Source organism: Deltaproteobacteria bacterium (assembly GCA_005879795.1).
Classification (GTDB): domain Bacteria; phylum Desulfobacterota; class Binatia; order DP-6; family DP-6; genus DP-6.
This window is the reverse complement of record VBKJ01000139.1, coordinates 41,776-66,245: the sequence shown is the minus strand read 5'-3', so window position 1 is coordinate 66,245 and position 24,470 is coordinate 41,776. Positions and strand designations below refer to the sequence as shown.

Genomic DNA, 24,470 nt, shown 5'->3' with positions numbered 1-24,470 from the left:
GGAGGCGAAGGTGTGGCGGAGGTCATGCTACCGGAAGTCGACGATGCCGGCTCGCTTCACCGCGGGGAGGAAGTGGCGGTTCAGAAAGTTCTTCGGGTGAAGCGGTGTCTCCCCCGTCGCGCTCGCGAAGACGTAGGGGCTCTTTAGGCGGCTCGGCTGAGCCCGGAGGATCGCGAGGGCCGTCCGATTCAAGAAGACGTGTCTCGTGAGCCCGCTCTTGCTCAAGGGGATGGTCACGACGCTGTTAGCCAAGTCCACGTCGGTCCAGCGTAGGCCGAACTGCTCGCCCTGGCGGAGGCCGGTGCGGCCGCCTCCGCCACCGTCAACAACCGCTCCCCCACCACGGAGGACTCAGTAGCATGGCTTATCTGTGCGCGCAACTCTGTGGTATTAACTAATGTACCGCCGTCGAGCCGCCGCCCGGGTTGCCGCCCGGCGGCGGTGGCGCTCTCAGCCGCGCTCAGTTTCTAGCACGGCGGACGGTTGAAGACCCAGCGGGCGGCAAAGGTTTAGCGTTACAGAGGCCATGCGGCCTTCAGGTGCTCGGCGGTCCCTGCACCTCGACGTGCCGGAGGGTACCAGGTGTCCGCGTCATCCACGGTGAAGTAGAACCGCAGCCGGGACGCCCCGCGCGCGAAGTATCGCCTCCCGCACCGGTGGCGTCCCGGGCACACCCCAGTCCGCCTCACCCGATGATTGCGCGGGGTCTCACCTGTCGACAGGATTCATCACTGCAGCGAGATTGGCGTATAGAAGGGGGGAGGGGTGCCGCACGAGCCGGGGGGCCTGCGGCAGCCTCCGAGACCTGGGGGTCAGGTGAACTTGACCCGCCTTGCCGCGGCGCGGAACGGGCTCGCGGCGACGATGGTCGCTCTGCTGGTGCAGGCGGCCCCCGCTCGGGCGGACGGTGCGCCGAACCTGATCCTCCCGCTGGTCACCGCGATCGCGTTCGCCTCCGCGGCGAGCAACGTGGCCCAGCAGGTGGCAACCCTCGACCCGGGGGGGCGGCTGCTGCTCAGCCTCATCCCGAAGCAGGTCCACATCGTGGACGGGTACCAGTACGACTTCGAGGACTACGTCGGGCTCAAACGGCCGAGCGACATGGTCGACAGCGACCGCATCGTCTCCTACGACATCCTCCGCTGGCCGCGCCGCGGCTGGACGGCCTACGTCGCCTACGACGAGGAGTACCACGGCCCCGTCACCGGTCGCAGCGACATCCTCCGCATCGAATTCAAGCACCGCTTCTGAGCGGTACGAGGGGACGTGGCGGCAGCGTGGCGCGGGCGGGGTGCCGCCGAGGCAACCTCCTCGGACCTACCTCGCAGCGGCCTGGTTCGCCGGCCCGGCGGAACCGGGTATTTATAAGCCACTTCGCGGAGACTTTCGGTCAAGGGTCCCCGAGAAAGGGGTGGAGCCCCGGTGGACATGACGGGGCCGAAATTCGACCCCTGAAGGCAGACTACCCAGGTCGGGTACGGCGTCGCCGCCCGATGGCTAGCCCGCTGCTCGGCGGAGCAGCATTAGTCCCGGGGCGTCCGGAGGCTCACCTGCCTCGGTGGAGCGCCTTACCTTGTCTTCCTTCGATAGCGCGGCGTGAGCGCGGCCGGCGAACGGCTCGGAACGCCCTGCGGAGCGATCGGCGAGCGGCCCGAGGCGAAGGGCTCTCTAGACGAGCCCGAGATTGAGCGCGACTTCCCGCGGAAGCACGAGCCGTCCGCGATCGCCCATCCGTGCGATGGTCGTGCCCGGCAGCATCCGCAGGGGCGGCACCGCGACGACCTTCGTCCCCACCCGGCACATCAGGATCAGGTTCGCGTCCCTGATGACCTCCACATCATCAAACTCCATGCGCCCCGAGCCATCGATCATGACCCTGCTCTCGGTCTGGCTCGGAGGGTCGGGAGGGCACCGGGTGCGCCGCTCGGGGTTACGCACGTGGGAGCCGTACGCGGGCGTAGCAGGGAGTGCGGAAACGCTACTCCCCTCCTGATCCGGAGCGCAAATAGGGGTCGAAAAAGATGGAGCACGCGGGCGGCGACCGCCCAGCACGCCGGCCGTAGCCCACGGCAAGCGGCGGGCGAGGAAAGGGCTGCACCGCGTCTGCCGGGAGGCTGTAGGGGCGCCTGGGCGCGTCGCGCACTCGGTGTCACCAGGAGTGTCACCAGGAGTGGCACAACCCCAACGAAGCGGTCGCAACCCGTCGAAGCCGGTAGACTGGCCAACCGTTGCAGCGCAAGGACGTCGGCGGATTCCCCGCACGGAGCGTGGGGTCCAGGACGGACTGAAAATCACGGTGTCGGCGGTTCAACTCCGCCCCTGGCCACTTGAAGATCGCGATGTTGGAGAGCGCGTCGCACGCTGCGAGGGCCACAGGCTACTGATAGGCTACACCGCTCGTCCGCGACACGGCGCTCTCCACATCATCCGCTGTCGCGTCGCCAGGGTCGTGCCCGCTCGAGGACGGCGATGCGTGTCGTCGATTCCGAGCGTCACCACCTTCTCGACGGCGTGCAGCTCGGGGTCGCGGGGCGGCGGGGAGACTGATCGATAAGGAGCGAGCGCGCAGCGGCGACGACGAGCGAGGTACCCCCCGCCACCGGGCTTGTCGAAGCCGGCGCCTCGGTGGGTGGCGCTTTGGGGTACCTAATCTCGGCCGGGAAAAAATTGCTACGCGAGCCCGACCGCGACGAACCCATCGCACTCGGCGTCGTGCTCGTCGCAGGGTCGCGCGACGGCCGCCTCGGCGTACAGCTCGACCTCACATCCGCACGCCAGAATCGCTTTCTCGCCGCCCGGCTCGAGGCCGCCGAGGAGCGGGCCTGCGCCATGAACGTCGTCGCTGCACCGATTGTGGCCGGTCGCTCACGAACCCCGCACGCCCGGCGGCAAGGTGAGTGACGTCGGGGGCGATCCGAACGCTGCGGAAGTGACGGAAAGGCGGGCACGGCAGACATCGACCGCGTTCCCAAGGAAAACGGTTACCCTTCGAGCCCTACGCCGGGGTGCGGCTGCGGTGGGAGATCGACCGGGCGCTTGCCGCAGGGAAGCGACGCGGGGGCCGAGTGAGGCCGGCGGGCCGAGTGAGCCTTGTCGGCGCGCCCCGCCCGAGCCTATAGATGCGGAGTGACGAGCGTCCGCATCGAGCTCGCGGCGGTGGAGCGTCTCTCGGGCGGGACCTCGTCCGCTGCGAGGGCGTCATGGTCGCCCGGGACGGCAGCATCTGGGCCGCTCACGGGCGCGGCGCCGGCGCGCGCATCGCGCCCGACGATGCGCGCGAGGAACGCATCGGCCGCTCGTTCACCAAACTGTAGGAGGAAGATCGCATGCGATCGCTCGTGCGTCCGCTCGCGCTCCTCGCCCCGCTCGTCCTCGCCGCCCCCGCCGCCGCGCTCACCTTCCGCGCCGTCGAGCCCTTCAGCGTGAAGGGTGCCTACGATCTGATCATTGTCCCCGAGCCGTGGAACGGCGGGCTCTTCATTTACGCGCACGGCTACACCGCCGATCAGCGCTCGATCGTGCCCTATCCCCGGGACATCACGCCCGCGAACATCGGCACGAAGCTCACGGGTGGCGACCAGGTGCTCCAGATCCCGCTCAACCTGGGCTACGCGGCCGCGACGACCACGTACCGCTCGGTCGGATGGGCGGTCGAGGACGCCGTCGATGATATCGAGAACATCCGCCGCCACTTCGTGGAGCGGTACGGCACGCCCACACATGCCTACATCTGGGGCCACTCCGAGGGCGGGATGGTGACCGAGGCCGTCCTCGAGCTGGCCTCGCCGGCGTACGAGGGCGCGCTCCCGTTCTGCGCGCCAGGCGCCGGCGCACGCCGCAACTTCAACGGCGCCTTCGACCTGCGCGCGGTCTACGAGTACGTCTGCCGCGACGTGTCCGAGGCGCGTTTCGTCTGCCATGTGTGCTCGGGCGGCACCGCGCGCTGCCTCGAGGACGCCGACTGCCCCCCGGGCGAGGCCTGCGGCGCGGCAGAGCCGGCGCCCGCGCCCGCGGACGGCCTCACGCGGGGGTGCACGGATTTCGTCCTCGGCACTCCGGACGCCGTGAACGAGCAGCCGAAGTACGGCGACCTCGTAGCGCGCGCCGTCACGGCCTGCTTCGGAGGCGCCGCGCCGACGCCCGAGCAGTCGGCGCGGAAGGACCTCTTCCTGCGCGTCACGCAGCTCCCGGAGAGCTTCGTCGGGACCGACCTGTTCTTTGCCTCGGTCGGGCTCGCCGAGGTGGTGCACCGGCGGACGCACGAGCACCATCCGTGGGGGAACCTCGGGGTCGACTACGCCGCCCCCGCCCTCACCCCCGGTGAGCAGCTCGCACTCAACCGCGGCGTGCCGCGCGCGAGCGCCGACGCGGCGGGGGTCAACTACATGCAGCGCTTCTTCGAGCCGCGCGGGCGGACCGCAGCCAAGGTCCTCACCCTCCACGCGCTCGACGACGGCCTCGTCATTCCGGAAAACGATGAGAAATATCGGGAAGCCTTCGTAGCGAGCGGCCGCCCGGAGCAGCTCGTCCAGCTCTTCACCGCGACCGGCGGTCACTGCGGGTTCAGCGGCGCAGAGCACCTCGCCGCGTTCTTCGCCCTCACGCGCTGGGTCGAGGAGGGCGTGGAGCCGACGGCCGCCGCGGTGCAGGCGACCTGCACGGCGCTCAAGCCGTTCGCCGGCGGCGGCCCATGTCGCGTCATGGCGGCGGCACCAGGCGAGCGGGGCCTCAGGGTGGTCGAGCGGCGGGAGCGGGGTGCGCCGCTGCACGAGCTCGTGTGTGTCGGGGACCCCGCGGACTGCCCCTCGGGCAGCACCTGCTCGCCACGGCACTCCTGCCGATAGGTGTGAAATCCTGTGCTCGATCCATCAGGCAGTGACCGGAGAAGTCGGAATCTGCCCGGGCCTCAGGTGGAGCTCCTTCTAGAAGCGAAGCGCCTTCGCCTCGACGAGGTTGCGCGTGTCCACGCCCACCGATTCGGCGGGCGGCAGGAGTCGCCGGCGGAGTTCGCGGCCTTCCTCGAGTCGGGGATGGATCCGGGCGAGGTCGGGCGGATCGCGGTCGCCGGGATCGAGGCCGGGACTTCTTCATCATGAGCCACCCCGAGGTGCGTGCGGTCGCCGAGGCCCGCTGCCGGGATGTGCTGGCCGCGTTCGACGTCGCGGACCGCCGGGGGCGTGGGTGAGCTGCGAGCACGGCCGGCGTCCGACCGCGCATCAGCTTGCGCGACCTCATGCTTGCCGGTCGGAGCTTGTCGGCGCTCGAGGCGCGGTCCACGTCGCGTCGCCACTCGGCCGCCTCGGCCATGGCGATCGCGGCATCCCCGTGCCGAACAGCTGGCGCGAAGCGGCTTCCAGGAAGGCGATCCCGGGCGGGCCACTGCGCATCCCGGACACCGCACAGAGTGCCCCTGCTGCGCAAAATCTCCGGGCATGGGGATCTGTAGCGTGCGCTAGGTACCCATTCCCCCTCGGCGTTCCCATGAGGCGCCTTCCACCGCCTGGCAAACGCGCTGCGGGTCCAATGCGCTGGGTCCGCAATCAGTGCCCGGGCGGCCTTGAGAGCCGCCACGGGCTCCCGGTGACTCTCGAGCGAGGCCTCCCCGATCCCTTGTGCGCAGTGTGGCGGCCGCGCGGCGAGGTGTGGGCCTGAATGGGCCCGCCGGCGGGATGGATCATGACCCCGCGGGCACCGTGACGCTGATGGTGATCGCCGGGTTGACGCAGATCCGCGACACGGAGTAATCCCCGCCGCGACGACCCGGCGGGCATCGCGTCCCGTCTGGGTCGGTTCCGCGAGTGCGATGAACCGCATCGGGGACTACGCGCTGATCGGCGACTGCCACTCGGCGGCGCTGGTCGGACGCGACGGGTCGATCGACTGGGCCTGCTTCCCGCGCTTCGATTCGCCCGCGGTCTTCTGCCGGATCCTCGATCCCGCCTGCGGCGGCGCCTTCGAGATCGAACCCGCCGGTGTGCGCGGGTCGCGGCGCGCCTACCTCGACGACACGAACGTGCTGGTGACGGACCGGCTCCTCGGATTCGCGAACGACGTTGGCCTCTACGCCGAGGAGGCCGACCCCGCGAGCGGCGCGGCGCTCGGGAACTTCCCGCAGGCCTTCACGCACATGGCGCTCGTCCTGTCCTGCGCACACCTCTCGGCGGCCGAGCGCGGCCGGGTGCCCTTCGACGGCGCGCACGACTACGCCGAGCTCGCCCTCGACCGCCTGCTCGCTCGTGGCGAGCGGCTCGCCGAGAGCAGGGCCCAGGGATAGGCGCCGGCCGCCTCGAACTGCGGCGCCGGACGGCGGCGCGTAGAGGCCGCGCGCACCGCCCAGACGGATGAACAAACGGGCCGGTGAACAGGCGCTGCGAAGGAAGCCGCCCGCCGTCGAGCTGAGAGGCGAGGCCATCGGGGACTGGCGGTGCCGGTGAGCCGGTTCGCATCCCGGCGCGCTACGCCGCGGCCCTCTCGTTGACTCGTTCTCGCCAGACGATTATCGGAGGGCCCTCGCCGTTTGCCTTTGGGAGGCTTCATGTCGCGGGCCATCGCACCAGAACCCGAGCGGTCAGCCGAGACCGCACATGCCTGCGTGGTCAACTCCTGGAACGAGTGGGATCCGCTGGAGGAGGTCGTCGTCGGTCGCCTCGAGGGCGCCGCCGCACCACCCGGCCACGTCACGATGGTCGGCAACCTTCCGGCTAGGGCGGCCCGTCTCTATCCGCTGCTCGCCGGTCGGCGATACCCGAGGCTCCTCGTCCAGCCGGCGCAGAAGGAGCTCGGGGGCTTCGTTCGCCTGCTCGAATCGGAGGGTATCAAGGTCCGCCGGCCGGACATCGTCGACTTCTCCATTCGCTTCAGCTCACCGAACTGGACCTCCAGCGGCTTCTGCACCGCGAGCCCGCGCGACGGCATCTTGGTGATCGGCGACCAGATCATAGAGACACCGATGGCGTGGCGCTCGCGCTATTTCGAGACCCACGCCTACCGCACGCTGCTCAAAGAGTACTGGTCGCAGGGGGCGCGCTGGATATCCGCGCCGAAGCCGCAGTTGCTCGATCGTCTGTACGACGATCATTTCAGGCCGCCGGCCAAGGGTGAGCCGGTCCGTTACATCATCAACGAGTTCGAGCCGCTGTTCGATGCCGCCGATTTCGTCCGCTGCGGTACCGACCTGTTCGTCACCCGCAGCAACGCCACCAATGCGTCGGGCATCGAGTGGCTGCGTCGCCACCTGGGCCCCCAGTTCCGCATTCACGAGATCAAGAGCCACTGCCCGCAGCCGCTCCACATCGATACCACCTTCGTGCCGCTCGCGCCGGGAAAGGTGCTGATCAATCCAGAATACGTCGATCCCAAGGAACTCCCACCCATCCTCAAGTCGTGGGACATCCTCGTTGCGCCGGAGCCCGATCCCATCCGGGGCCTGCGTAACCTCCATCTCTCGATGGTGAGTAAGTGGATCAGCCTGAACGTCCTGATGCTGGACCCGAAGCGGGTGGTGGTGGAGCGGTCGCAGGTGTCGATGATCGAGTTGCTGAAGGACCACGGCCTCGAGCCCATTCCGTGCCCTTTCATGCACTACAAGCCCTTCGGCGGATCGTTCCACTGCGCCACGCTCGACGTTCGGCGCAGGGGCACGCTGCAATCGTATTTCTGATCGCCTCGGACTTCAGGTCGTGAATACCAGGGCGATCCCGCCCGCGATCGCGGCGATGCCGACCCCCTGCGCAGCGCTCAGGCGCTCGCCGAGGAGGACGACGGACAGGATCGTGATGAGCACGATCGAGAGACCGGTCGCGACCGGGTAGAGCACGTTCAGCCGGAGCCTCGATAGGATGAAGATGTAGAGGAAGAAGCTCATGCCGTGCAGGAGCAGGCCGCACAGGATGTAGGGGTTCCTGACCGGCTCCAGAAGGATCGACGGCGCCAACGGCTGATCGGCGAATCTCGCCGCCCCGTGGCGCAGGGAGAGTTGGGCAGCAACCGCGAGGATATTTTCGAGCAGGATCAGAAGGGGGATCATCGAGCAGCGCTCCAATCGTCATGCCGGGCGGCGTGCGGCGGATACCTAGCAAGTCCCGGACGGCTGCCGCAACGCCTGCGGGCTCCTTGGCTTCGGCTCGACGCCCTGCTATGGACGAGCGCGCTGGCGGGTTCGGGGGGGGCCTGGCACTGCTGCTCCGACGCACAGGACTGGCGTCGGAGAAAGGAGCCGCGTGCGCCCCGACTTTCTCCCACTGTCCCGCCCGTCGATCGGGTCGCAGGAAATCGAAGAAGTGACCGCCTGCCTCCGTTCGGGATGGTTGACCAGCGGCCCGCGCGTCGCGCGCTTCGAGGAGGCATTCGCCGAGACCGTCGGCGCTGCGCACGGGGTCGCGACCAGCTCCGCCACCGCCGGCCTCCACCTCGCCCTCCTGGCGGCGGGCGTCGGGCCCAGCGACGAGGTCGTCACCACCCCCATGACGTGGGCCGCGACCGGGAACATGATCCTCGCGGTCGGGGCGCGGCCGGTCTTCGTCGACGTCGATCCCGGAACGCTCAACATCGACCCGGCGGCCGTCGCTCGCGCGCTCACGTCGCGCACCCGCGCGGTCCTGCCGGTGCATTTCGCCGGGCAACCCGCCGACCTCGACCGACTCCGGGCGATCGCCGCCGATCATGGCCTCGCGGTGATCGAGGACGCGGCCCACGCGCTCGGGACGACATACCGCGGGCGGCCGATCGGCAGCGGGAGCGCGGCAGCGGTCTTCAGCTTCCATCCGATCAAGGCAATCACGACCGGTGAAGGGGGCATGGTCGTCACGGACGATGCCGACCTGGCCGAGCGCCTGCGGCTGTTGCGTTTCCACGGGATCGCCCGCGACGCCTGGAGCCGATACGGGCGGCGCGGCAACCCCGGCTACGACATCGTCGCGCTCGGCTTCAAGTACAACATGACGGACCTGCAAGCGGCGCTCGGGCTGGCTCAGCTCACGCGACTGCAGGAGTTCATCGAGGCCCGAACGCGCATCGCTTGCTGGTATCGGCAAGCCCTCGCGCACGTCCCCGCGGTCGAGATGCTGGCGCCCGTGCCCTACCCCGCGCGACACGCCTGGCACCTGCTCGTGGTCCGTCTCCAGCTCGAGGCGCTCCGGGTCGGGCGGGACGAGGTGATGGACGCCCTCCTCGCCGCGAACATCGGGGTCGGCCTGCACTTCAAGGCCCTCCACCTCCACCGCCTCTACCGCGAGCAGCTCGCGCTGCGGCCCGATGCCCTGCCGCATGCGACGCGCGCCTCCGAGCGCATCCTGTCCCTGCCGCTGTTTCCCGGCATGACGCGCGCGGATGTAGAGGACGTGGCCAGTGCGCTCGAAGAGATCCTGCGGCGCCATGCAGCTTGAGCGGGCCGGGGCGCAGTCACTGCCGGCGGACACCCTCCCGCAGCCGGCGGTCTCGGTCGTCATCCCTGTCTTCAACGAGTCCGCGAGCATCCCGCGCCTGCACACCCGGCTCCACCAGGTCCTCCAGCAGCTCGCCCGCTCGTTCGAGGTCGTCTACGTCGACGACGGCAGCAGGGACCGTTCGCTCGAGGAGTTGCTGCTCATCCAGGGATGGGATCCGTCCGTGAAGGTGGTGGCGCTTGCGCGCAATGCCGGGCAGCATGCAGCAGTGCTGGCCGGCTTCGCCCACGCCCGCGGCGAGGTGGTGGTCACGCTCGACGCGGACCTGCAGAACCCGCCCGAGGAGATCCCACGGCTCCTGGCAGAGATCGACGCGGGCTACGACGCGGTCGGTACGCGCCGCGAGGGCCGCAACGACCCGTTCCTACGCCGCGCGATCTCTGCGCTCGTGAGCCGTCTCGCTTCCCTGGCCGTCGGGGTACCCATGACCGACTGCGGCTCCATGTTGCGGGCCTATCGGCGCCCGGTGGTCGAGGAGATCCTCCACCTCGCCGAGCGCGCGCTCTTCATTCCGGCACTCGGCGCCTGGCTGGCGCGGCGGCCAACCGAGATCTCGATCCGGCACGAGGCCCGCATGGCGGGGCGCTCGCGCTACTCGCCGCTCCGGTTCATGCAGCTCGGCTTCGACCTCGTGACCGGCTTCTCGCTCGTCCCGATCCAGCTCGTGTCGCTTGCGGGTCTCGGGGTGTCGCTGCTCGGGATCGCCTTCGGCGCCTTTCTCCTGATCCGGCGGCTGGTCCTCGGCCCGGAGAGTGAGGGCCTCTTCACCCTCTTTGCCATCCTGTTCGTGTTCGTGGGGATCCTCATCTTCGCCGTGGGGCTCGTCGGCGAATACGTGGGCCGCATCTACGTCGAGGTGCGCCGCCGGCCGCCCTACATCGTCCGTGCCGTCTACCCGGCCGACCCGGAGGAGCCGTGCGCGTCGTCGTGATGGCATACCAGGACATCGGCTACGTCTGCCTCGACGAGCTCCTGGCGCTCGGCGCCGAGGTCGCGCTGGTCGTGACGCATCCCGACCCTGCAACCGAGAACATCTGGTTCCGCTCGGTCGCCGAGCGCGCCCGGCAAGCGAGTCTGCCCGTTCTCCTCCCGCCGTCCGTGAACGCGCCCGACGTGGTCGCGGAGATCGCGCGGCTGGCCCCCGACTTTCTCTTCTCCTTCTACTTCCGCGAGATCGTCGGGCCGGATGTGCTCGCTCTGGCGCGGCGGGGAGCGCTCAATCTGCATGGCTCGCTTCTGCCGCGCTACCGGGGTCGCTGTCCGGTCAACTGGGTGCTGATCAACGGCGAGCGGGAGACCGGGGTGACGCTCCACTACATGGAGGCCAAGCCCGACCGGGGCGACATCGTGGCGCAGCGGGCCGTACCGATCGCCGAGGACGACACGGCGCTCAGCCTCAACCGCAAGCTTGGCGACGTTGCTCGCTCCCTCCTCCGCGAGACCTACCCGCTGCTGGCGGCCGGCACCGCCCCCCGCATCCCGCAGGACGACGCGCGGGCCACATACTTCGGTGGGCGCCGCCCGGAGGACGGTCGGATCGCGTGGGACCAGCCCGCGCGGCGACTCTACGACCTGATCCGGGCGGTCACGGCTCCCTATCCGGGGGCGTTCACGATCTACCGGGGCGCGCGGCTCTTCGTGTGGTGGGCGCGTCCGCTGGACCTCGGTCCTCGCCTCGGTGCCCCAGGGGAAGTGGTGGAGATCCGGCCGGGCGCGGGCGTGGTCGTGGCGACCGGGAGCGGGGCCCTGCTGCTGGGCCGCGTGCAGGTCGCCGGCCGCGACGAGGAGCGCGCGGACGAGCTCGCGGTGCGAACGGGCCTCGTCAGGGGCGAGCGACTCGGCGGCGACGATGCGGCGCGGGAGCGGGCATGAGAGTCCTCATTACGGGTGGCGCAGGCTTCGTGGGCTCACACCTCGCCGATGCCTTCATCGCCCGGGGCGACGAGGTGATCGTCCTCGACTCGGGCTCGCAGGCGAAGATCCGCCCCCTGCTGGGGCACCCGCGCTTTCACCTCGTCGTCGACTCGGTCATGAACCCGGAGATCGTCGATGGGGTGGCGGCGCAGGCCGACGTGATCTACCACCTCGCCGGGGTGGTCGGCGTCGAGCACTACGTCGCGGACCCGTACCACGTGCTCAACGTGAATGTGAACGGCACCCAGAACGTCCTGCGCGCCGCGTACAAGCACGGTCGGCGCATGGTCTTCAGCTCGACCTCCGAGGTCTACGGCCGCAACCCCGCGGTGCCCTGGGCGGAGGACGCCGACCGGGTGCTCGGCCCGACGAGCATCGACCGCTGGTGCTACGCGACGTCCAAGGCGGCCGCCGAGCACTTCTGCCTGGCGTACCGCCGGCTCGGCCTGCCCATCACGATCCTCCGCTATTTCAACGTCTATGGGCCGCGGCTCGATCGCCTGGACGTCGGACGCGTGATCACGATCTTCCTGGGGCAGCTCCTGCGCGGGGAGCCGCTCACCGTGATCGGTGACGGGAGCCAGACCCGCTGCTTCACGTTCATCGACGACGCCGTGCGTGCGACGGTGGCGGCCGGACTGTTGAGCGGCGCAGAGGGACAGCTCATCAACATCGGCACGCAGGAGGAGACGTCGATGGTCCGCCTCGCCGAGATCATGATCGCGCTCGGCGGCGGGACGTCGACGCTCCGGTTCGTGCCCCAGGAGACCGTCTACGGCGAGAGCTACGAGGACGTGCCGCGTCGGGTGCCGGATGTGAGCCGCATGGAGCGCATCCTCGGCGTGCGCGCCACCACGCCCCTCACGGAGGGACTCGTCCGGACGATCGCCTGGTTTCGCGGCGGCAGGGCACGAGCCGCGCAGCCCTAATGAGCGACCGGGGCAACGTCCGCATCGCGCTCAAGGTCGACGTCGACACGCATGACGGCCTTGCCCGAGGGGTGCCCGCGATCGCCGAGCTGCTGGCCAGGTGCGGGGTGCCGGCCTCGTTCTTCGTCGCCTGCGGTCCCGATCGGATGGGTCGGCGTATCGCCCGACTCCTCGACCCGCGCTTCGGCGCCAAGCTCCTGCGCACCCGCGCGCTCGCCGTCTACGGATGGCGGACCCTGCTGTCGGGCACCCTCTTGCCGTCGCGCCCCGTCGCGACGGCATTCCCCGACGCCCTTCGCCGGCTCGCCGCCGCGGGACACGAGGTCGCCGTGCACGGCTTCGATCACGCACGCTGGCAGGATCGGCTCCCTCGGCTGAGCGAAGCGCAGGTGCGCGCCGAGGTCACGCGCGCCGCCACCGTGTTCCGCGGTATCCTCGGCACGGACCCGCGGGGCTTCGCCGCGCCGGGCTGGCGCTGCACCTCGGCCAGCCTGGCCGCGGTCGACGCCGCGGGGTTCGCCTACCGCAGTGACACGCGCGGGTCGTATCCGTACCTGCCCGCCGCAGCGGGACAGGTGTTCCGGACACCCGAGATCCCCACCACGTTGCCGACGCTCGATGAAGTGTACGGCCGCGCGGCGCGGCGCTCTGCCGACCTCGCCGACTACTACGTCGGACTGTTGCGACCGGACGCGTTGAACGTGCACACCATTCACGCCGAGCTCGAGGGAGGTCCATACGTCGGCGTGCTCGACACGCTGCTGGCACGCCTGCGGCACCGGGCCTGCTTCGTTCGCCTGTGTGACGAGGCCGCCTCGCTGGCCACCACGAGACTCCCGATCTGCGCGGTCCGCGAGGGGCGCGTGCCCGGGCGGGCGATGCCGGTCGCGCTGCAGGGCCAGGAATCGCAAGCGCGCGAATGAGTCGCTCGGACCGGCGACTCCTCGCGGTGGCAGCCGCGCTCGCCACGGCTGCCCTTGCGGTCGGGATCGGGCGCACCGACCTCTGGCCGCCCGACGAGACCCGGGTGGCGGAGATCTCGCGCGAGATGCGCGCGGAGCGGACCTGGCTCTTGCCGCGATTGAACGGCACGCCGTTCCTGGAGGAACCTCCGCTGTTCTACTGGCTCCAGGCGGGCGCCTATCGGCTGGCGGGCGGACCCTCGGCAGCCGCGGCGCGATGGCCCGCAACCGTGGCGGCGGTGCTGGGCGTGCTGGTGACGATGGCGCTCGCTCGGGCGGTGGGCGCGAGCGCCGGGATCGCCGCGCTCATCCTCGCCACGGCGCCGGAATACTGGTGGATGGCGCGCTCCGGAACACCCGACACGGCCGCCGCCAGCGCGACCGCCCTCGCGCTGACGCTCTTCTTCCTCGCTTGGCGTTCTGGCCGGCGTTCTCTCCTGGTGGCAGCCGCTGTCACCGCCGGAACAGCCTTCTGGTTGAAGAGCCTTCTCGGAGTCGGGCTGGCGTCGATCACGATCGCCGCTTTCCTGGCGTGGGTCGGAAGGGGCCGGCTTCGGACACGCGATGTCGTCTGGGCAGCGGTCGCGACCGGGTCGGGAGCAGCGCTCTGGCTCGTGCTCCTCTGGCGCGCCGAGGGTGGCGGGGCGGTCGCTTTCTTCGTCCTGAAGAATCACCTCGGTCGACTCGTGGGCGCTCCGGAGGAAGGCCACCTCCGTTCGGCGCTCTATTATGTGCCCAACCTAGCGCTCGACCTCTTCTCGTGGTCGATCGCGCTGCCCGCTGCCGTGGCCTCGGCCTGGCAGGAGCGCGGCGACCCGGCCAGGTTCTTCGTCCTCCTGTGGGCGGGCCTGATGACCCTCGCCCTGACGGCCTCGGCCAGCAAGAGCGCCCACTACCTCCTTCCGGCCTACCCCGCGCTCGCGGTGCTGGTCGCGGGGTGGTGGGTGCGTGCGGGCGAGCGGCTCCTCGATCGCACGACATGGTCGTTGCTCGCCGTCGTGCTGCTCTTGGCATGCCCGGGTCTCGGCCTCGTCCTGCTCTCCCTCGAACCGAACGTCGTCATGCGCATGGTCGAGACCGGGAGCCACCATCCGATGGCGCTCGCGGGGGAGTTGGTCCAGGTGCCGACCGGCGCCGCGTCGTGGGAAGCGGCGCTTCTCCTCGCGCTGCTCGGGTGGGGCTTCTTTGCCGCGCGGCGGGCTCGGAAACCGGCTCAGGCCGCTGTGGCCGCTGCGGCGTGCGCGACCGCACTTCACATCATCATCGTGATTGGGGTGCTCCCCCAGTTCAACCTGTTCTCCAGCACGCGCCCATGGGGTGAAGGACTGGGGCGCGCGGCTCGCAACGGCGTCCGTCTGGTCGCGTTCGGCTTTCCGAAGCCCGAGACCCTGAGCCCGTTCATGTTCTATGCCGGTCAGCGCATCCTCGCGGTGAACCCCGGGCGTGAAGTGGAGGCACTGCTGGCAAAGGGCGCCGTCTGCGTCCTCGTCCGGAGGGACGCCTATGCCCGTCTCGGCCCTTCCGTTCGGGAGTTACCGAGTACGTTCGGCATGGCAGGCGGACTGCGCTTCGTGCTCGTTTCCGCCCGCAGCGGGGAATGTCCGCAGGTCGAGCCCCCAGCCGGAGTGACGCGGCGACATGGATCGCAAGGCGGAACTCCTTCCGCGTAGTGGCATTCGGGCCGGGCGGCAGCCTGCTCCCGATGGGACCGCCGCGCCCGCGCGTCCGACCCGCATCACCCGAACGGCGCTCTCGGGGGCTCACCCCGTTCGGCGCCCCTCCGTTTGCTTTCTTCCCATGCCCCCTCTATCGAGTGGCGATCACCTCGACCCGCAGAGGAGGGACTGTGGAATGGCGACCAAACCGGTGAAGAAGGCAGCTGCACGCTCTGTCTCGAAGCTCGACCTCAAGAGGCCGGTGAAACTCGGCGCGTCAGCCAAGCCTCGCAGCCAGAGCGAGGTCTTACGCACCATCGCCCAGCATGTCGGCATTCATCGTCGCGATGTGGCCGCCGTGTTTCACGTCATGGGTTCTCTGATCAAGGCCGACCTCTCCAGGAGTGGCTCGGGCGTCTTCAAGGTACCCGGCTTGATGCGCATCACGGTCAAGCGGAAGCCGGCCACCAAGGAGCGGCAAGGGATCAACCCCTTCACGAAGGAACCCATGGTCTTCAAGGCCAAGCCAGCCCGGAACGTGGTGCGGGTGCGGCCGCTCCGGGCGCTCAAGGCGATGGTCTGAGCGTCCCGGGTAGATCAGGGCCCCGGCTGTCGTTGCTGGGAACCCTCTCCGGCAGCACCGCGAAGGCGAAGAACGCTCGGCGCCGGAAGTGCCGAGGAGCGACGGGCAGGGCGCGGTTTGTCGGCATTCCGCCGGTATGTAGGCGAGGCGTGGCTCAGAGCCCGAGCCCGTGAAGGAACCGCTGTGCGGCACCGACCGTCCTGCTCACCGGATGTCCTCCGCCGTCCGACACCTGGGCGAGCTCGAACCTCACCTCGGCCGTCGCGCCGCGCTGCACCTGCACGTCGCGCGTCTGCGCGCGGAAGCGTGGTGCGGTCACGCGGACGCGGTACGAACCCTCCGCCAGCGCACGGCGGGCGGAGCCGTCGTCGCTGGCCGTGAGCGTGGCGACCAGGGTATCCTGCGGCGTCAGGACCTCGATCGCGCTGCCGGGGAGCGCCCTGTCGGTCTTCGCGGCGCGGACCACGGCCAAGACCTCGCCGGTAGCCGGCGCAGGCTTGACGAATCGCACGGCGGAGTACAGCGCACCGGTGAGCGACACGAGCCCGACGAGGAAGCTCACAACCGACTGCAGCGAGGCGAGAGACCCTTTCCCCACGACCAACCCCGCTCTCTCGGATACCCGCGGGCGGGCTGTGTCTCAAACAGTCACCGGTGAGGCCCGCCGCGCGCAGGCCCGGGCGGGTGTGGCCTCGCGCCCACGGTCGGGCTGGTAAGTTGTAGGAACGCGAGGGCTCACTGTTCCCAGAGGAACCCCCGGGGGTCGACCCGCTTGCCCTCCACGAGGACCTCGTAGTGGAGGTGGGGCCCCGTGCTCCGGCCGGTGCTCCCGACCAGCCCAATGACCTGCCCCTTCTCGATCCGCTGGCCGAGCTTCACATCGAGCTGCTTCAGGTGGGCGTAGCGCGACTTCACGCCGTTACCGTGGGCCAGCGTGACGTGCTTGCCATAGCCTCCCTGGGAGCTCGCGGCGACGACCCTACCCGGCGCTGGAGACGTGACCGGTGTCCCCCGCGGACTGCCGATGTCGATCCCGGGGTGACGCTCCCACGCGCCATTCCAGGGAGAATGGCGCAGCCCGTACTCCGACTTGACCGGTCCGCGGACCGGCCAGCGTAGCGGGAGGGCGCTCATGAGTCTGCCCGTGCGGCTGATCACGCGCTCCAGCTCCCGCAGCCGCGGCCCTTCCTCGGCGACGCTGGTCGCCAGGAGTTCCAGCTCCGCCTCGACGCTTGCGGTAGGGGCCTCGGCATCGGGGGTGCCCCCGCCCACCCCGGTTCCCGTCTGCTCGGGGCCCGGTTCGGGACCCAACGCCTCCCACATCTGGGAGTGCAGTGCCTTCCACACCATGATCTCGCTGCGGACCGCGGTGACCTGCGTCTGGAACGAATCGATGAGCTCACGCTGATCGTCCACGCGCCGGCGAAGCGCCACCATCTGGCCGTCCTCCTGCCTGAGGAACGCGTAGTAGCCCGAGACGCCGACCGCGGCAGCAACCACCGCCGCGACCGATCCAAGGGTCCCGTAGGTGATCCAGCGCGGGACGCAGAAGCGCAGCACGCGCGAGCCACCGCCGTTGACGAGGACGATGCTGAACGCAGGCTTCATCCCTTGAGCGGGATGACCACGGCGAGGGGAGCGTCGGCCTTGGGCTTTGCCATCCGGCAATGGCCCTCGAGCACCGCGCCCGCTTCCACGCTGATGACGGGTGCCTCGACGTCCCCGGTGACCCGCGCGCTACCCTTCAGCTCCACGCGCTCGCTTGCCGTCACGTTGCCGACCACTTCGCCGTGCACCACTACGGTTGCCGCCTGCACGGTCGCGTGGACGACACCCCGGTCCCCGATGATGAGGGTGTCCTTGGCCGTGATCTCACCGCGGAGCTTCGCGTCCAGCATCACGGTCCCGGTGCACGTGTACTTTCCCTCGATCTCCGAGCCCTCGTCCAGAAAGGCGCCGAGACGACCGCGCCTGCCTCGCGCCCTGCCCTTGCGATTTCCCCACATGATCCAGTCCACCTCCAGCCAGGAACCTGCGGTTTGCCTGGAGGGGCACAGCAAGGGCGATACCAACGCCCCGTCACGCGCCTTGCGGTCGGCCGAGACCCCCCTACATTCAGGGGGTTAGCGATTGGCGGGGGGCTCCGGGGGGACACGGGCGGTGCCGGGGCCGTCCATGCGGTGACGGTCGGTGACCATGGAGGTGCAGTTCCGAGATTCGGGGGGTCGGCGCAGACCCGAGGTGAGTGGCGGCGGTCGTCGCCTGGCATCGCGGAAGCGGTCGACCACGAGCCGCATCGCGCAGCGTGAGACCGGGTGATCTCGAGCTTACTTCTTCTTCGACGGCGACTTCGTGCCCTTCGTGCCCGCCGGCTTCACGTCGATCTGCGTGGCGATGATCCGGTACTGCACGGTCACCTTCTCGCCGACCCTGAGATCGCCCGCCACCTTGGTGCCGCCGTCGCGGCCGATCTCCCAGAGGTCCTTGCCCTTCTGCACCGTGATGGTGTCGTTGGTGAGCGCCGTGACGGGCCCCGTCACCTGGTAGGTCCTGGCCTGCGCGCCATGGACGATGCCCGCGAGGGCCACGAGAGCGAGCGGAGTCAGCGCCAGCGCCTTCAGCGTGAGCATATCGTCCTCCTCCGGCGAGCGAGGCGCGCCCCGTCTAGTGCAACTCCGAGACGAGCGTCAACCCGGGGAGGCGCCCGTCCGGCCCGCTACTCGACGGGCAGGGCGAGCGCCGCCGCGGGCTCGTCGAGGTGATCGACGCGCGGTCCGGCCGCGAGCCACGCGCCGGCGGCGCGCCGGCCCGCGTCGTACAACGCGCCGAGGATGCGGCGCTCGAAGTAGAGGTAGGAGCCGGCGTTGAAGAAGGCCGCGCGCACCGGGCGCACCGCCTCGTAGAGGATCACCTCGCGGTAGCGGCCGCGCTGGAGGCGCGTCACCCGGTTGCGCTCGAGGAGGAGCTTACGATCGATGTTGTAGGCGTTCTCGAGGAAGCTGTCGACGGTGCGCTCGACGGCGCGACCGAAGTGCGCGAACGGCCCGGGATGGGGCTCGGCCGGCTCGGTCACGAGCACGGTCACGATCTCCTCCGCGCCGAGCGCGACCGCGGGCGCGAGCGGCGTGTTGACGAGCAGCCCGCCGTCCCACAGGAGGTGGTGCCCGATGCGCACGGGCGGGAAGAGGAGCGGGATGCTCGCGCTCGCGAGCACCATGTCGACGGTGATGGCGTCCACCACCACGTAGTCGCCCGAGCGCGTGACCGGCGCGGGCGCGGTCACGAAGCGCACCACGCGCCCGGAGTGGGCATCGACCGTGTTGAGCGCGAGGCGGACGCCGCGGTTCGGCACCCGCTCGCCTCCGAAGGTGTCGATCAGGCGCGCGCGCAGCGGCGCCGTGTCGACCACGAACGGCTCGCGGATGCCCTCGAGAAAGCGGCTCACCAGCTCGAAGCGCGCGGTCAGCAGGAACTCGACCCACAGCGCGAGCACGCTCCCCGGACGGAGCGAACGGTGGTTCTGCAGGCGGTGGAGGAAGCCGCGCAGCGGCTGCGTCGTGCCGATCCAGCGCACGGCCTCCTCGAGCGAGAGCCGCGCGAGCGTGCGTAACGCGCCCGAGCAGAAGGCGGCGCTGGTGGTGACGGGCGGATCGTCGGCGATGCTCTTCCAGAACTGGAGCATCTCGCGCGGCGACTTGCCGGCGGCTATGAGGGCGGCGTTGATGCCGCCGGCCGAGGTGCCGGACAGTACCGCGGGCCCGGTTGCGAAGCGCGGGTCCTCGAGCAGGCGCTCGTAGGCGCCGACCTGGAACGCGCCGCGCGCGCCCCCGCCCGAGAGCACGAGCCCCAGCGTGCGCGGTCCCCGCCGTCTCCCTCCTCGCCGCATCATCCTCCCCCCTCCCCGACGGACCCGGACGTGCGCGTCTAGCACGACGGGAGCCAGGGAGCCAGGGGCGCCGCTCCGACAGGGGCGCCGCTACTCGGACAGCCTCCTACGACACCGAGCGCTGCGCCGCCAGCGCGGCCGCAGCCGGGCGCGGCCGCGCCCCGGCCTTCGGGCAGGCGAGGCCGATCTGCCGCGCCATGTCCCACAGGTAGTACAGCTCCGGATAGACGAGCGGCTTCCCGCTGGTGAGGAGCGCCGCCGTCACCTGCCGCTCGGGGTCGGCCCAGGTGAGGACGTTCGTGAAGCCGATGTGGCCGAACGCGTACTGCGTGTCGGGCCCATAGGGGCTGAACCGCTCCCCGCCCAGCATGAAGCCCATCCCGTAGCGGAAGGGGAGGAGGAGCGTGAAGTCGAACTCGAGGTACGACTGCTCCGAGGTGGCGCGCCGGATCGTGCGCGGGTCGAAGACACGCACGCCGTCGAGCTCGCCGCCCTGGAGGAGGAGCTGGTAGAAGCGGCTCATCTCGTTCGCCGTCGCCACCAGGTTGGCCGAGGGCACGATGGCCGCGAGGAAGCGGGGCTCGTTCGACATCGCGATCGCCCGGCGGAACTCGACGCCGAGGGCGCGGCCGAAGACCGTGGAGAGTGGCGGCAGGGGCGGGGGCCCGGTGAAGTAGTTGACGGCCACCTGGCCGACGTCGGCGGGCGGGACGCCGTAGGAGAGCCAGCGGAAGCCGAGCGGGCGGCGGATCTCCTCGTCGAGGACAGTCCGGATCGTCTTGCCGGTCACCCGGCGCACGACCTCGCCGAGGATGAAGCCGCCGGTCACCGCGTGGTAGGCGAGCTGCCGCCCGGGCCGCCCGGTGAGCTTCATCTCGCTCAGGATGCGGACGATGCCCTCGGGGTCGTCGAGGCGGGCCAGGTCCATCGCCTCGGGCGGCGGGTTGGGGAGGCCGGCGCGGTGGATCAGCACGTGCCGGATGGTGATCCACTGCTTGGGACGCACCGCGAACTCGGGGATGTACTCGCACACCGGGTCGTCGAGGCGGATCACGTCGCCCTGGTCGAGGAGGTGGATCACCATCGCGGTCACCGCCTTGGCGGCGGAGAAGATGTTGAATGGCGTGGCGGGCGTGGCGCGCACCTTCGGGGCGTCGGGCGGATCGTCGGGACCGTTGCCGCGCGCGTGGCCGATGGCACGGTCGATCAGGACCTGCCCGTGCCGTCGGACGCAGAGCTGGATCGCAGGGTGGAGGCCGCTTGCGTAGAGGCGCCGGGCGGCGTCCCAGGTCCGCGCCACGGCTTCCGGGGCCACGCCGAGCTCGCGGGGCGCCACCTCCGCGCCGACCGCGGTCACCTCCTCGAGCGAGGGCGGCACGCGGCAGCGGGTGAACCATGGACAGCGCACCGCGCCGATCGTACAGTGCACCCTCGTGAGAGGAAAGGCGTGAGCGAGCGCGCGCTTGCGTGGCTCTTCCTCGGCGCGAGCCTGTGGGGTGCGTGGTTCACCTGGAACGCGCTCCGACCGATGGCTGCCGCGTCGCGACGCGGGGTGGTGAGCTTCTTCGCGGGATGGCTCACGGGCGAGCTCGCGCTCCATCACCTCGCCTGGCAGCTCGTCATGACGGTCGTGTTCGCCTGGGCAGGCGCGCTCCGCGCCTGGCCCGGGTGGATGGGGTTGGCGGTCACGCTCCTCTCCTGGTCGGGCCTCGTGCGCTGCCTCGTCGTGGCAGGGTGTGCCGAGGCGGTCGTCGAGCAGGCGCTGGTCGCAGGGCTCGGCCCGCGCTACGCGGAGGAGATCCGAACCGAGCCCCGCGGACCGCTCGCCCCCGCGATCGACTGGCGCCGCGTCCTGGTGCCCTTCCCCATCCGGCATCCCGAGGTCGAGCGCGTGCGCGACATCGTCTACGCACGGGTGGCCGGGCGGGTGCTCAGGCTCGACGTCTACCGCCACCGCGACCATCCGACCGGCTGCCCGACGCTGCTCCAGATCCACGGCGGCGCGTGGGTCCTCGGCAGCAAGAACGAGCAGGGCCTCCCGCTCATGTACCATCTCGCCGCACGCGGCTGGGTGTGCGTCGCCGCCGACTACCGGCTGAGTCCGCGCGCCACGTTCCCGGATCACCTGATCGATCTGAAGCGTGCCCTCGCCTGGATCCGCGCGCACGGCACGCTCTACGGCGCCGCCCCCGACTTCCTGGTCGTCACCGGCGGCTCGGCGGGCGGGCACCTGGCCGCGCTCGTCGCCCTCACGCCGAACGCCCCCGAGTACCAGCCCGGCTTCGAAGGCGTCGACACGGCGGTCGACGGCTGCGTGGCGTTCTACGGCGTCTACGACTTCACCGACCGCCACGGCCTCTGGCGCGACGACGGGCTGCGCCGGCTCCTCGAGCGCCGGGTACTGAAGGTGCCCTTCGCGCGCGCGCCCGAGGCGTACGAGAAGGCGTCACCGCTCTCCCGCCTCCGGCCCGACGCGCCGCCCTTCCTCGTCCTGCACGGGACTCACGACACGCTCGTGCCGGTCGAGAGCGCGCGCCGCTTCGCGGCCGCCTTCCGCAGCGTGGCGCGCGCGCCGCTCGTCTACGCGGAGCTCCCGGGCGCGCAGCACGCCTTCGAGATCTTCCCCTCGGTGCGTAGCACACTGGTGATCCAGGGCGTGGAACGGTTCCTCGCCTGGGTCTACAGCGGCCGTCTCCGCGCGGCGCGTGACGCAGCATCCGGCGCGGTGTAGCGTCGGGCACGTATCGTGACCGGTGAGCGCCTGGGAGGCTGTCCGAGTAGTCATGGCGGCTGCGGCGAACGATCCGGGGGCTGCGAGCGGCGTGCTCGCTCCTCCCTCCTGCGGCGTGCCTTCAGGCACGCCTCGTCGGTCGTTGCTGCGCTAGCCGCTCTCGCTCTCCGGCTCGTTCGCCTCGCTCACCATGACTACTCGGACAGACTCCTAGCGGGCGGCAGTGCCCGGCGGGAGCGGTTTCGTGCCGAGCCCGCACGCTGCGCGGGACCGCGCGCCGAGCCGTCGGCGCCGCCCGGGACCGAGTACACCTGTCCGATGCACCCGGAGGTCGTCCGCTCCGAGCCGGGTGCCTGCCCCCTCTGCGGCATGGCGCTCGAGCCGCGCGCCCCAACCGCCGCGGAGGAGGCGAGCCCCGAGCTCGTCGACATGAGCCGGCGCTTCTGGCTGAGCCTCGTCCTCACCCTGCCGCTCTTCCTGGCCGCCATGGCGGAGATGCTGCCCGGCGAGCCGCTGCGGCAGGCGCTCGCGGGCCGCGCGCTCGCCTGGGTGGAGCTCGCGCTCGCGACGCCCGTCGTCGCCTGGGGTGGATGGCCGCTCCTCCAGCGCGGCGCGGCCTCGGTCGTGGCGGCGCGTCCCAACATGTTCACGCTGATCGCGATGGGGATCGGCACCGCCTATGCCTACAGCGTGGTGGCCGCGTTGGCCCCGGCGATCTTCCCGCCCTCCTTCCGCGGCCACAGCGGCGAGGTGGCGCTCTACTTCGAGGCGGCGGCGGTCATCACGACGCTGGTCCTCCTGGGACAGGTGCTCGAGCTTCGCGCCCGCCACCGGACGGGCGATGCGATCCGCGCCCTCCTCGGGCTCGCGCCGAAAACCGCACGCCGCATCGGGCCCGACGGGCGCGAGGAGGACGTGCCGCTCGCGCACGTGCACGTGGGCGACCGCCTGCGCGTGCGGCCGGGCGAGAAGGTGCCGGTCGACGGCGTCGTCGTCGAGGGCCGGAGCGCCGTCGACGAGTCGATGCTGACCGGCGAGCCCATCCCGGCCGAGAAGACGGCGGGGGCGCGGGTGACGGGCGGCACACTCAACACGACCGGCAGCTTCGTCATGCGGGCGGAGCGGGTGGGGAGTGAGACCCTGCTCGCGCAGATCGTCCGCATGGTGGGCGAGGCGCAGCGGAGCCGCGCGCCCATCCAGCGCCTCGCCGACGTCGTCTCCGCGTACTTCGTTCCCGCCGTGCTCGTGGTGGCGGCCGTCACCTTCGTCGCGTGGCTCGCGCTATGTCGATCATGGTGGGCGTGGGGCGAGGCGCGAGCGCGGGCGTGCTGGTGAAGCAGGCCGAGGCGCTCGAGGTGCTCGAGCGGGTCGACACGCTGGTGGTCGACAAGACGGGCACGCTCACCGAGGGCAAGCCGCGGCTGGTGTCGCTGGAGGTGGTCGCGGGGCTCGACGAGCACCAGGTGCTCGCCCTCGCCGCCGGCCTCGAGCAGGCGAGCGAGCATCCGCTCGCCGCGGCGATCGTCGAGGGCGCGCGGGCGCGCGGCATCGCGCCGGCGGGCGCCACGGAGTTCCGCGCCCGGCCCGGGAAGGGGGTGACGGGCACCGTCGGCGGGCGCGCGGTCGCACTCGGCAACCGGGCGCTGCTGGCCGAGCTCGGGATCGACGCGGGCGCGCTCGGCGCGCGCGCCGAGGTGCTCGGCGCCGACGGAGAGACGGTGATGCTGCTCGCCGTCGACGGGCGAGCGGCGGGTCTCGTCGGCGTGGCGGATCCGGTGAAGCCGTCCACCCCGGGCGCCCTCCGGGCGCTCCGCGACGACGGCGTCCGCGTCGTCATGCTGACCGGAGACAGTCGCACCACCGCCGCCGCCGTCGCGCGCCGGCTCGGCATCGACGAGGTGCACGCCGAGGTGCTGCCCGAGGAGAAGGGCGAGGTGGTGCGGCGCCTCGCGGCCGCCGGGCGCGTGGTCGCGATGGCGGGCGACGGCGTGAACGACGCCCCCGCGCTCGCCGCGGCGCACGTCGGGATCGCGATGGGCACGGGCGCCGACGTGGCGCTCGAGGCGGCGGGCGTGACCCTCGTGCGCGGCGACCTGCAGGCGATCGTGCGCGCACGGCGACTCAGCCGGGCCACGATGCGCAACATCCGCGAGAACCTCTTCTTCGCCTTCGTCTACAACGCGCTCGGCGTGCCGGTCGCGGCGGGCGTCCTCTACCCGGCCTGCGAGCTCCTCCTCTCCCCGATGATCGCGAGCGCCGCCATGAGCCTCAGCTCGGTGTCGGTGATCGGCAACGCGCTCCGGCTCCGGCGGCTTGCGCTCTGAGACCCCGCGAGCGCTGGACCGCGCGCGCGGCGCGTGATAGCGG

At 70.9% G+C, this 24,470-nt stretch carries 23 protein-coding genes and 1 pseudogene; 15 read left to right on the top strand and 9 right to left on the bottom strand.

Annotated elements, in window-relative coordinates:
* Positions 1 to 27 precede the first annotated feature (27 nt).
* A complete protein-coding gene (locus tag E6J59_10595) occupies positions 28 to 258 on the bottom strand; it encodes a hypothetical protein (protein TMB19920.1) in 231 nt (76 codons plus the stop codon).
* Between the two features lie 558 nt (positions 259 to 816).
* Between E6J59_10595 and E6J59_10590 the strand changes: the two genes are divergently transcribed.
* Positions 817 to 1,251: a hypothetical protein gene (locus E6J59_10590; protein TMB19919.1), complete on the top strand. Its 435-nt coding sequence runs from the start codon at positions 817 to 819 to the stop codon at positions 1,249 to 1,251.
* Positions 1,252 to 1,668: 417 nt separating this feature from the next.
* On the opposite strand, the gene E6J59_10585 is transcribed toward E6J59_10590, so the two are convergent.
* Positions 1,669 to 1,872 carry a hypothetical protein gene (locus E6J59_10585; protein TMB19918.1) on the bottom strand — a complete coding sequence of 68 codons (204 nt, stop codon included), beginning with the start codon at positions 1,870 to 1,872 and terminating at the stop codon, positions 1,669 to 1,671.
* 765 nt (positions 1,873 to 2,637) lie between these two features.
* On the opposite strand from E6J59_10585, the gene E6J59_10580 reads away from it, so the two are divergent.
* The 5 genes from E6J59_10580 to E6J59_10560 all read left to right on the top strand — a co-directional run bounded on the left by E6J59_10580 (position 2,638) and on the right by E6J59_10560 (position 7,660).
* Positions 2,638 to 2,901, top strand: a complete 264-nt coding sequence (locus E6J59_10580) for a hypothetical protein (protein TMB19917.1) — start codon at positions 2,638 to 2,640, stop codon at positions 2,899 to 2,901.
* A gap of 425 nt (positions 2,902 to 3,326) precedes the next feature.
* Positions 3,327 to 4,844 (top strand): hypothetical protein, encoded by a 1,518-nt coding sequence (locus tag E6J59_10575; protein ID TMB19916.1) that lies wholly within the window; start codon positions 3,327 to 3,329, stop codon positions 4,842 to 4,844.
* A 66-nt stretch (positions 4,845 to 4,910) separates the two neighbouring features.
* Positions 4,911 to 5,096 (top strand): hypothetical protein, encoded by a 186-nt coding sequence (locus tag E6J59_10570; protein TMB19915.1) that lies wholly within the window; start codon positions 4,911 to 4,913, stop codon positions 5,094 to 5,096.
* Positions 5,097 to 5,803: 707 nt separating this feature from the next.
* Entirely contained in the window at positions 5,804 to 6,274 is a 471-nt protein-coding gene (locus tag E6J59_10565) for a hypothetical protein (protein TMB19914.1), read from the top strand.
* 261 nt (positions 6,275 to 6,535) lie between these two features.
* Positions 6,536 to 7,660 carry an amidinotransferase gene (locus E6J59_10560; protein TMB19913.1) on the top strand — a complete coding sequence of 375 codons (1,125 nt, stop codon included), beginning with the start codon at positions 6,536 to 6,538 and terminating at the stop codon, positions 7,658 to 7,660.
* Positions 7,661 to 7,672: 12 nt separating this feature from the next.
* On the opposite strand, the gene E6J59_10555 is transcribed toward E6J59_10560, so the two are convergent.
* Entirely contained in the window at positions 7,673 to 8,026 is a 354-nt protein-coding gene (locus E6J59_10555; protein TMB19912.1) for a hypothetical protein, read from the bottom strand.
* Between the two features lie 193 nt (positions 8,027 to 8,219).
* On the opposite strand from E6J59_10555, the gene E6J59_10550 reads away from it, so the two are divergent.
* From E6J59_10550 to E6J59_10520, 7 genes are read left to right on the top strand one after another with little or no spacing between them, the layout of a single operon-like run.
* On the top strand, positions 8,220 to 9,383 hold the full coding sequence (locus E6J59_10550; GenBank protein TMB19911.1) for a DegT/DnrJ/EryC1/StrS aminotransferase family protein: 1,164 nt from the start codon (positions 8,220 to 8,222) through the stop codon (positions 9,381 to 9,383).
* Positions 9,373 to 10,374, top strand: a complete 1,002-nt coding sequence (locus tag E6J59_10545) for a glycosyltransferase (GenBank protein ID TMB19910.1) — start codon at positions 9,373 to 9,375, stop codon at positions 10,372 to 10,374. The genes E6J59_10550 and E6J59_10545 overlap by 11 nt, the downstream gene beginning before the upstream one ends.
* On the top strand, positions 10,359 to 11,315 hold the full coding sequence (locus tag E6J59_10540) for a formyltransferase (protein ID TMB19909.1): 957 nt from the start codon (positions 10,359 to 10,361) through the stop codon (positions 11,313 to 11,315). The genes E6J59_10545 and E6J59_10540 overlap by 16 nt, the downstream gene beginning before the upstream one ends.
* Positions 11,312 to 12,286 (top strand): NAD-dependent epimerase/dehydratase family protein, encoded by a 975-nt coding sequence (locus tag E6J59_10535; GenBank protein TMB19908.1) that lies wholly within the window; start codon positions 11,312 to 11,314, stop codon positions 12,284 to 12,286. The genes E6J59_10540 and E6J59_10535 overlap by 4 nt, the downstream gene beginning before the upstream one ends.
* Entirely contained in the window at positions 12,286 to 13,209 is a 924-nt protein-coding gene (locus E6J59_10530; GenBank protein TMB19907.1) for a DUF2334 domain-containing protein, read from the top strand. The genes E6J59_10535 and E6J59_10530 overlap by 1 nt, the downstream gene beginning before the upstream one ends.
* Entirely contained in the window at positions 13,206 to 14,918 is a 1,713-nt protein-coding gene (locus tag E6J59_10525; GenBank protein TMB19906.1) for a hypothetical protein, read from the top strand. The genes E6J59_10530 and E6J59_10525 overlap by 4 nt, the downstream gene beginning before the upstream one ends.
* A complete protein-coding gene (locus E6J59_10520; GenBank protein ID TMB19905.1) occupies positions 14,887 to 15,486 on the top strand; it encodes a hypothetical protein in 600 nt (199 codons plus the stop codon). The genes E6J59_10525 and E6J59_10520 overlap by 32 nt, the downstream gene beginning before the upstream one ends.
* Before the next feature lie 154 nt (positions 15,487 to 15,640).
* On the opposite strand, the gene E6J59_10515 is transcribed toward E6J59_10520, so the two are convergent.
* From E6J59_10515 to E6J59_10490, 6 genes are all read right to left on the bottom strand, one after another.
* The gene (locus E6J59_10515) at positions 15,641 to 16,090 is read right to left on the bottom strand and encodes a carboxypeptidase regulatory-like domain-containing protein (GenBank protein ID TMB19904.1); all 450 of its coding nucleotides are present in this window, start codon (positions 16,088 to 16,090) and stop codon (positions 15,641 to 15,643) included.
* Between the two features lie 131 nt (positions 16,091 to 16,221).
* Positions 16,222 to 17,094, bottom strand: a complete 873-nt coding sequence (locus tag E6J59_10510; protein ID TMB19903.1) for a M23 family metallopeptidase — start codon at positions 17,092 to 17,094, stop codon at positions 16,222 to 16,224.
* On the bottom strand, positions 17,091 to 17,504 hold the full coding sequence (locus tag E6J59_10505; protein ID TMB19902.1) for a polymer-forming cytoskeletal protein: 414 nt from the start codon (positions 17,502 to 17,504) through the stop codon (positions 17,091 to 17,093). The genes E6J59_10510 and E6J59_10505 overlap by 4 nt, the downstream gene beginning before the upstream one ends.
* 309 nt (positions 17,505 to 17,813) lie before the next feature.
* Positions 17,814 to 18,098 carry a hypothetical protein gene (locus E6J59_10500; protein ID TMB19923.1) on the bottom strand — a complete coding sequence of 95 codons (285 nt, stop codon included), beginning with the start codon at positions 18,096 to 18,098 and terminating at the stop codon, positions 17,814 to 17,816.
* Positions 18,099 to 18,202: 104 nt separating this feature from the next.
* Positions 18,203 to 19,375: a hypothetical protein gene (locus E6J59_10495; GenBank protein TMB19901.1), complete on the bottom strand. Its 1,173-nt coding sequence runs from the start codon at positions 19,373 to 19,375 to the stop codon at positions 18,203 to 18,205.
* Positions 19,376 to 19,478: 103 nt separating this feature from the next.
* Complete coding sequence (locus E6J59_10490; protein ID TMB19900.1) at positions 19,479 to 20,972, bottom strand: beta-lactamase family protein; 1,494 nt, start codon at positions 20,970 to 20,972, stop codon at positions 19,479 to 19,481.
* Here E6J59_10490 and E6J59_10485 point away from each other — a divergent pair.
* Together E6J59_10485 and E6J59_10480 are read left to right on the top strand one after the other, a co-directional pair.
* Positions 20,901 to 22,103 carry an alpha/beta hydrolase gene (locus tag E6J59_10485; GenBank protein ID TMB19899.1) on the top strand — a complete coding sequence of 401 codons (1,203 nt, stop codon included), beginning with the start codon at positions 20,901 to 20,903 and terminating at the stop codon, positions 22,101 to 22,103. The genes E6J59_10490 and E6J59_10485 overlap by 72 nt on opposite strands.
* 318 nt (positions 22,104 to 22,421) lie before the next feature.
* Positions 22,422 to 24,427: pseudogene (locus E6J59_10480) on the top strand (copper-translocating P-type ATPase).
* Positions 24,428 to 24,470: the final 43 nt, after the last annotated feature.

Excerpts from the sequence above, each read along its gene's own strand:
- E6J59_10585 (TMB19918.1), bottom strand. The coding sequence starts at position 1,872 with ATGATCGATGGCTCGGGGCGCATGGAGTTTGATGATGTGGAGGTCATC.
- E6J59_10575 (TMB19916.1), top strand. The coding sequence starts at position 3,327 with ATGCGATCGCTCGTGCGTCCGCTCGCGCTCCTCGCCCCGCTCGTCCTC.
- E6J59_10565 (TMB19914.1), top strand. The coding sequence starts at position 5,804 with ATGAACCGCATCGGGGACTACGCGCTGATCGGCGACTGCCACTCGGCG.
- E6J59_10560 (TMB19913.1), top strand. The coding sequence starts at position 6,536 with ATGTCGCGGGCCATCGCACCAGAACCCGAGCGGTCAGCCGAGACCGCA.
- E6J59_10555 (TMB19912.1), bottom strand. The coding sequence starts at position 8,026 with ATGATCCCCCTTCTGATCCTGCTCGAAAATATCCTCGCGGTTGCTGCC.
- E6J59_10545 (TMB19910.1), top strand. The coding sequence starts at position 9,373 with ATGCAGCTTGAGCGGGCCGGGGCGCAGTCACTGCCGGCGGACACCCTC.
- E6J59_10535 (TMB19908.1), top strand. The coding sequence starts at position 11,312 with ATGAGAGTCCTCATTACGGGTGGCGCAGGCTTCGTGGGCTCACACCTC.
- E6J59_10530 (TMB19907.1), top strand. The coding sequence starts at position 12,286 with ATGAGCGACCGGGGCAACGTCCGCATCGCGCTCAAGGTCGACGTCGAC.
- E6J59_10525 (TMB19906.1), top strand. The coding sequence starts at position 13,206 with ATGAGTCGCTCGGACCGGCGACTCCTCGCGGTGGCAGCCGCGCTCGCC.
- E6J59_10520 (TMB19905.1), top strand. The coding sequence starts at position 14,887 with ATGGATCGCAAGGCGGAACTCCTTCCGCGTAGTGGCATTCGGGCCGGG.
- E6J59_10510 (TMB19903.1), bottom strand. The coding sequence starts at position 17,094 with ATGAAGCCTGCGTTCAGCATCGTCCTCGTCAACGGCGGTGGCTCGCGC.
- E6J59_10495 (TMB19901.1), bottom strand. The coding sequence starts at position 19,375 with ATGATGCGGCGAGGAGGGAGACGGCGGGGACCGCGCACGCTGGGGCTC.
- E6J59_10485 (TMB19899.1), top strand. The coding sequence starts at position 20,901 with ATGGCTGCCGCGTCGCGACGCGGGGTGGTGAGCTTCTTCGCGGGATGG.
- E6J59_10490 (TMB19900.1), bottom strand. The coding sequence starts at position 20,972 with ATGGAGCGCGAGCTCGCCCGTGAGCCATCCCGCGAAGAAGCTCACCAC.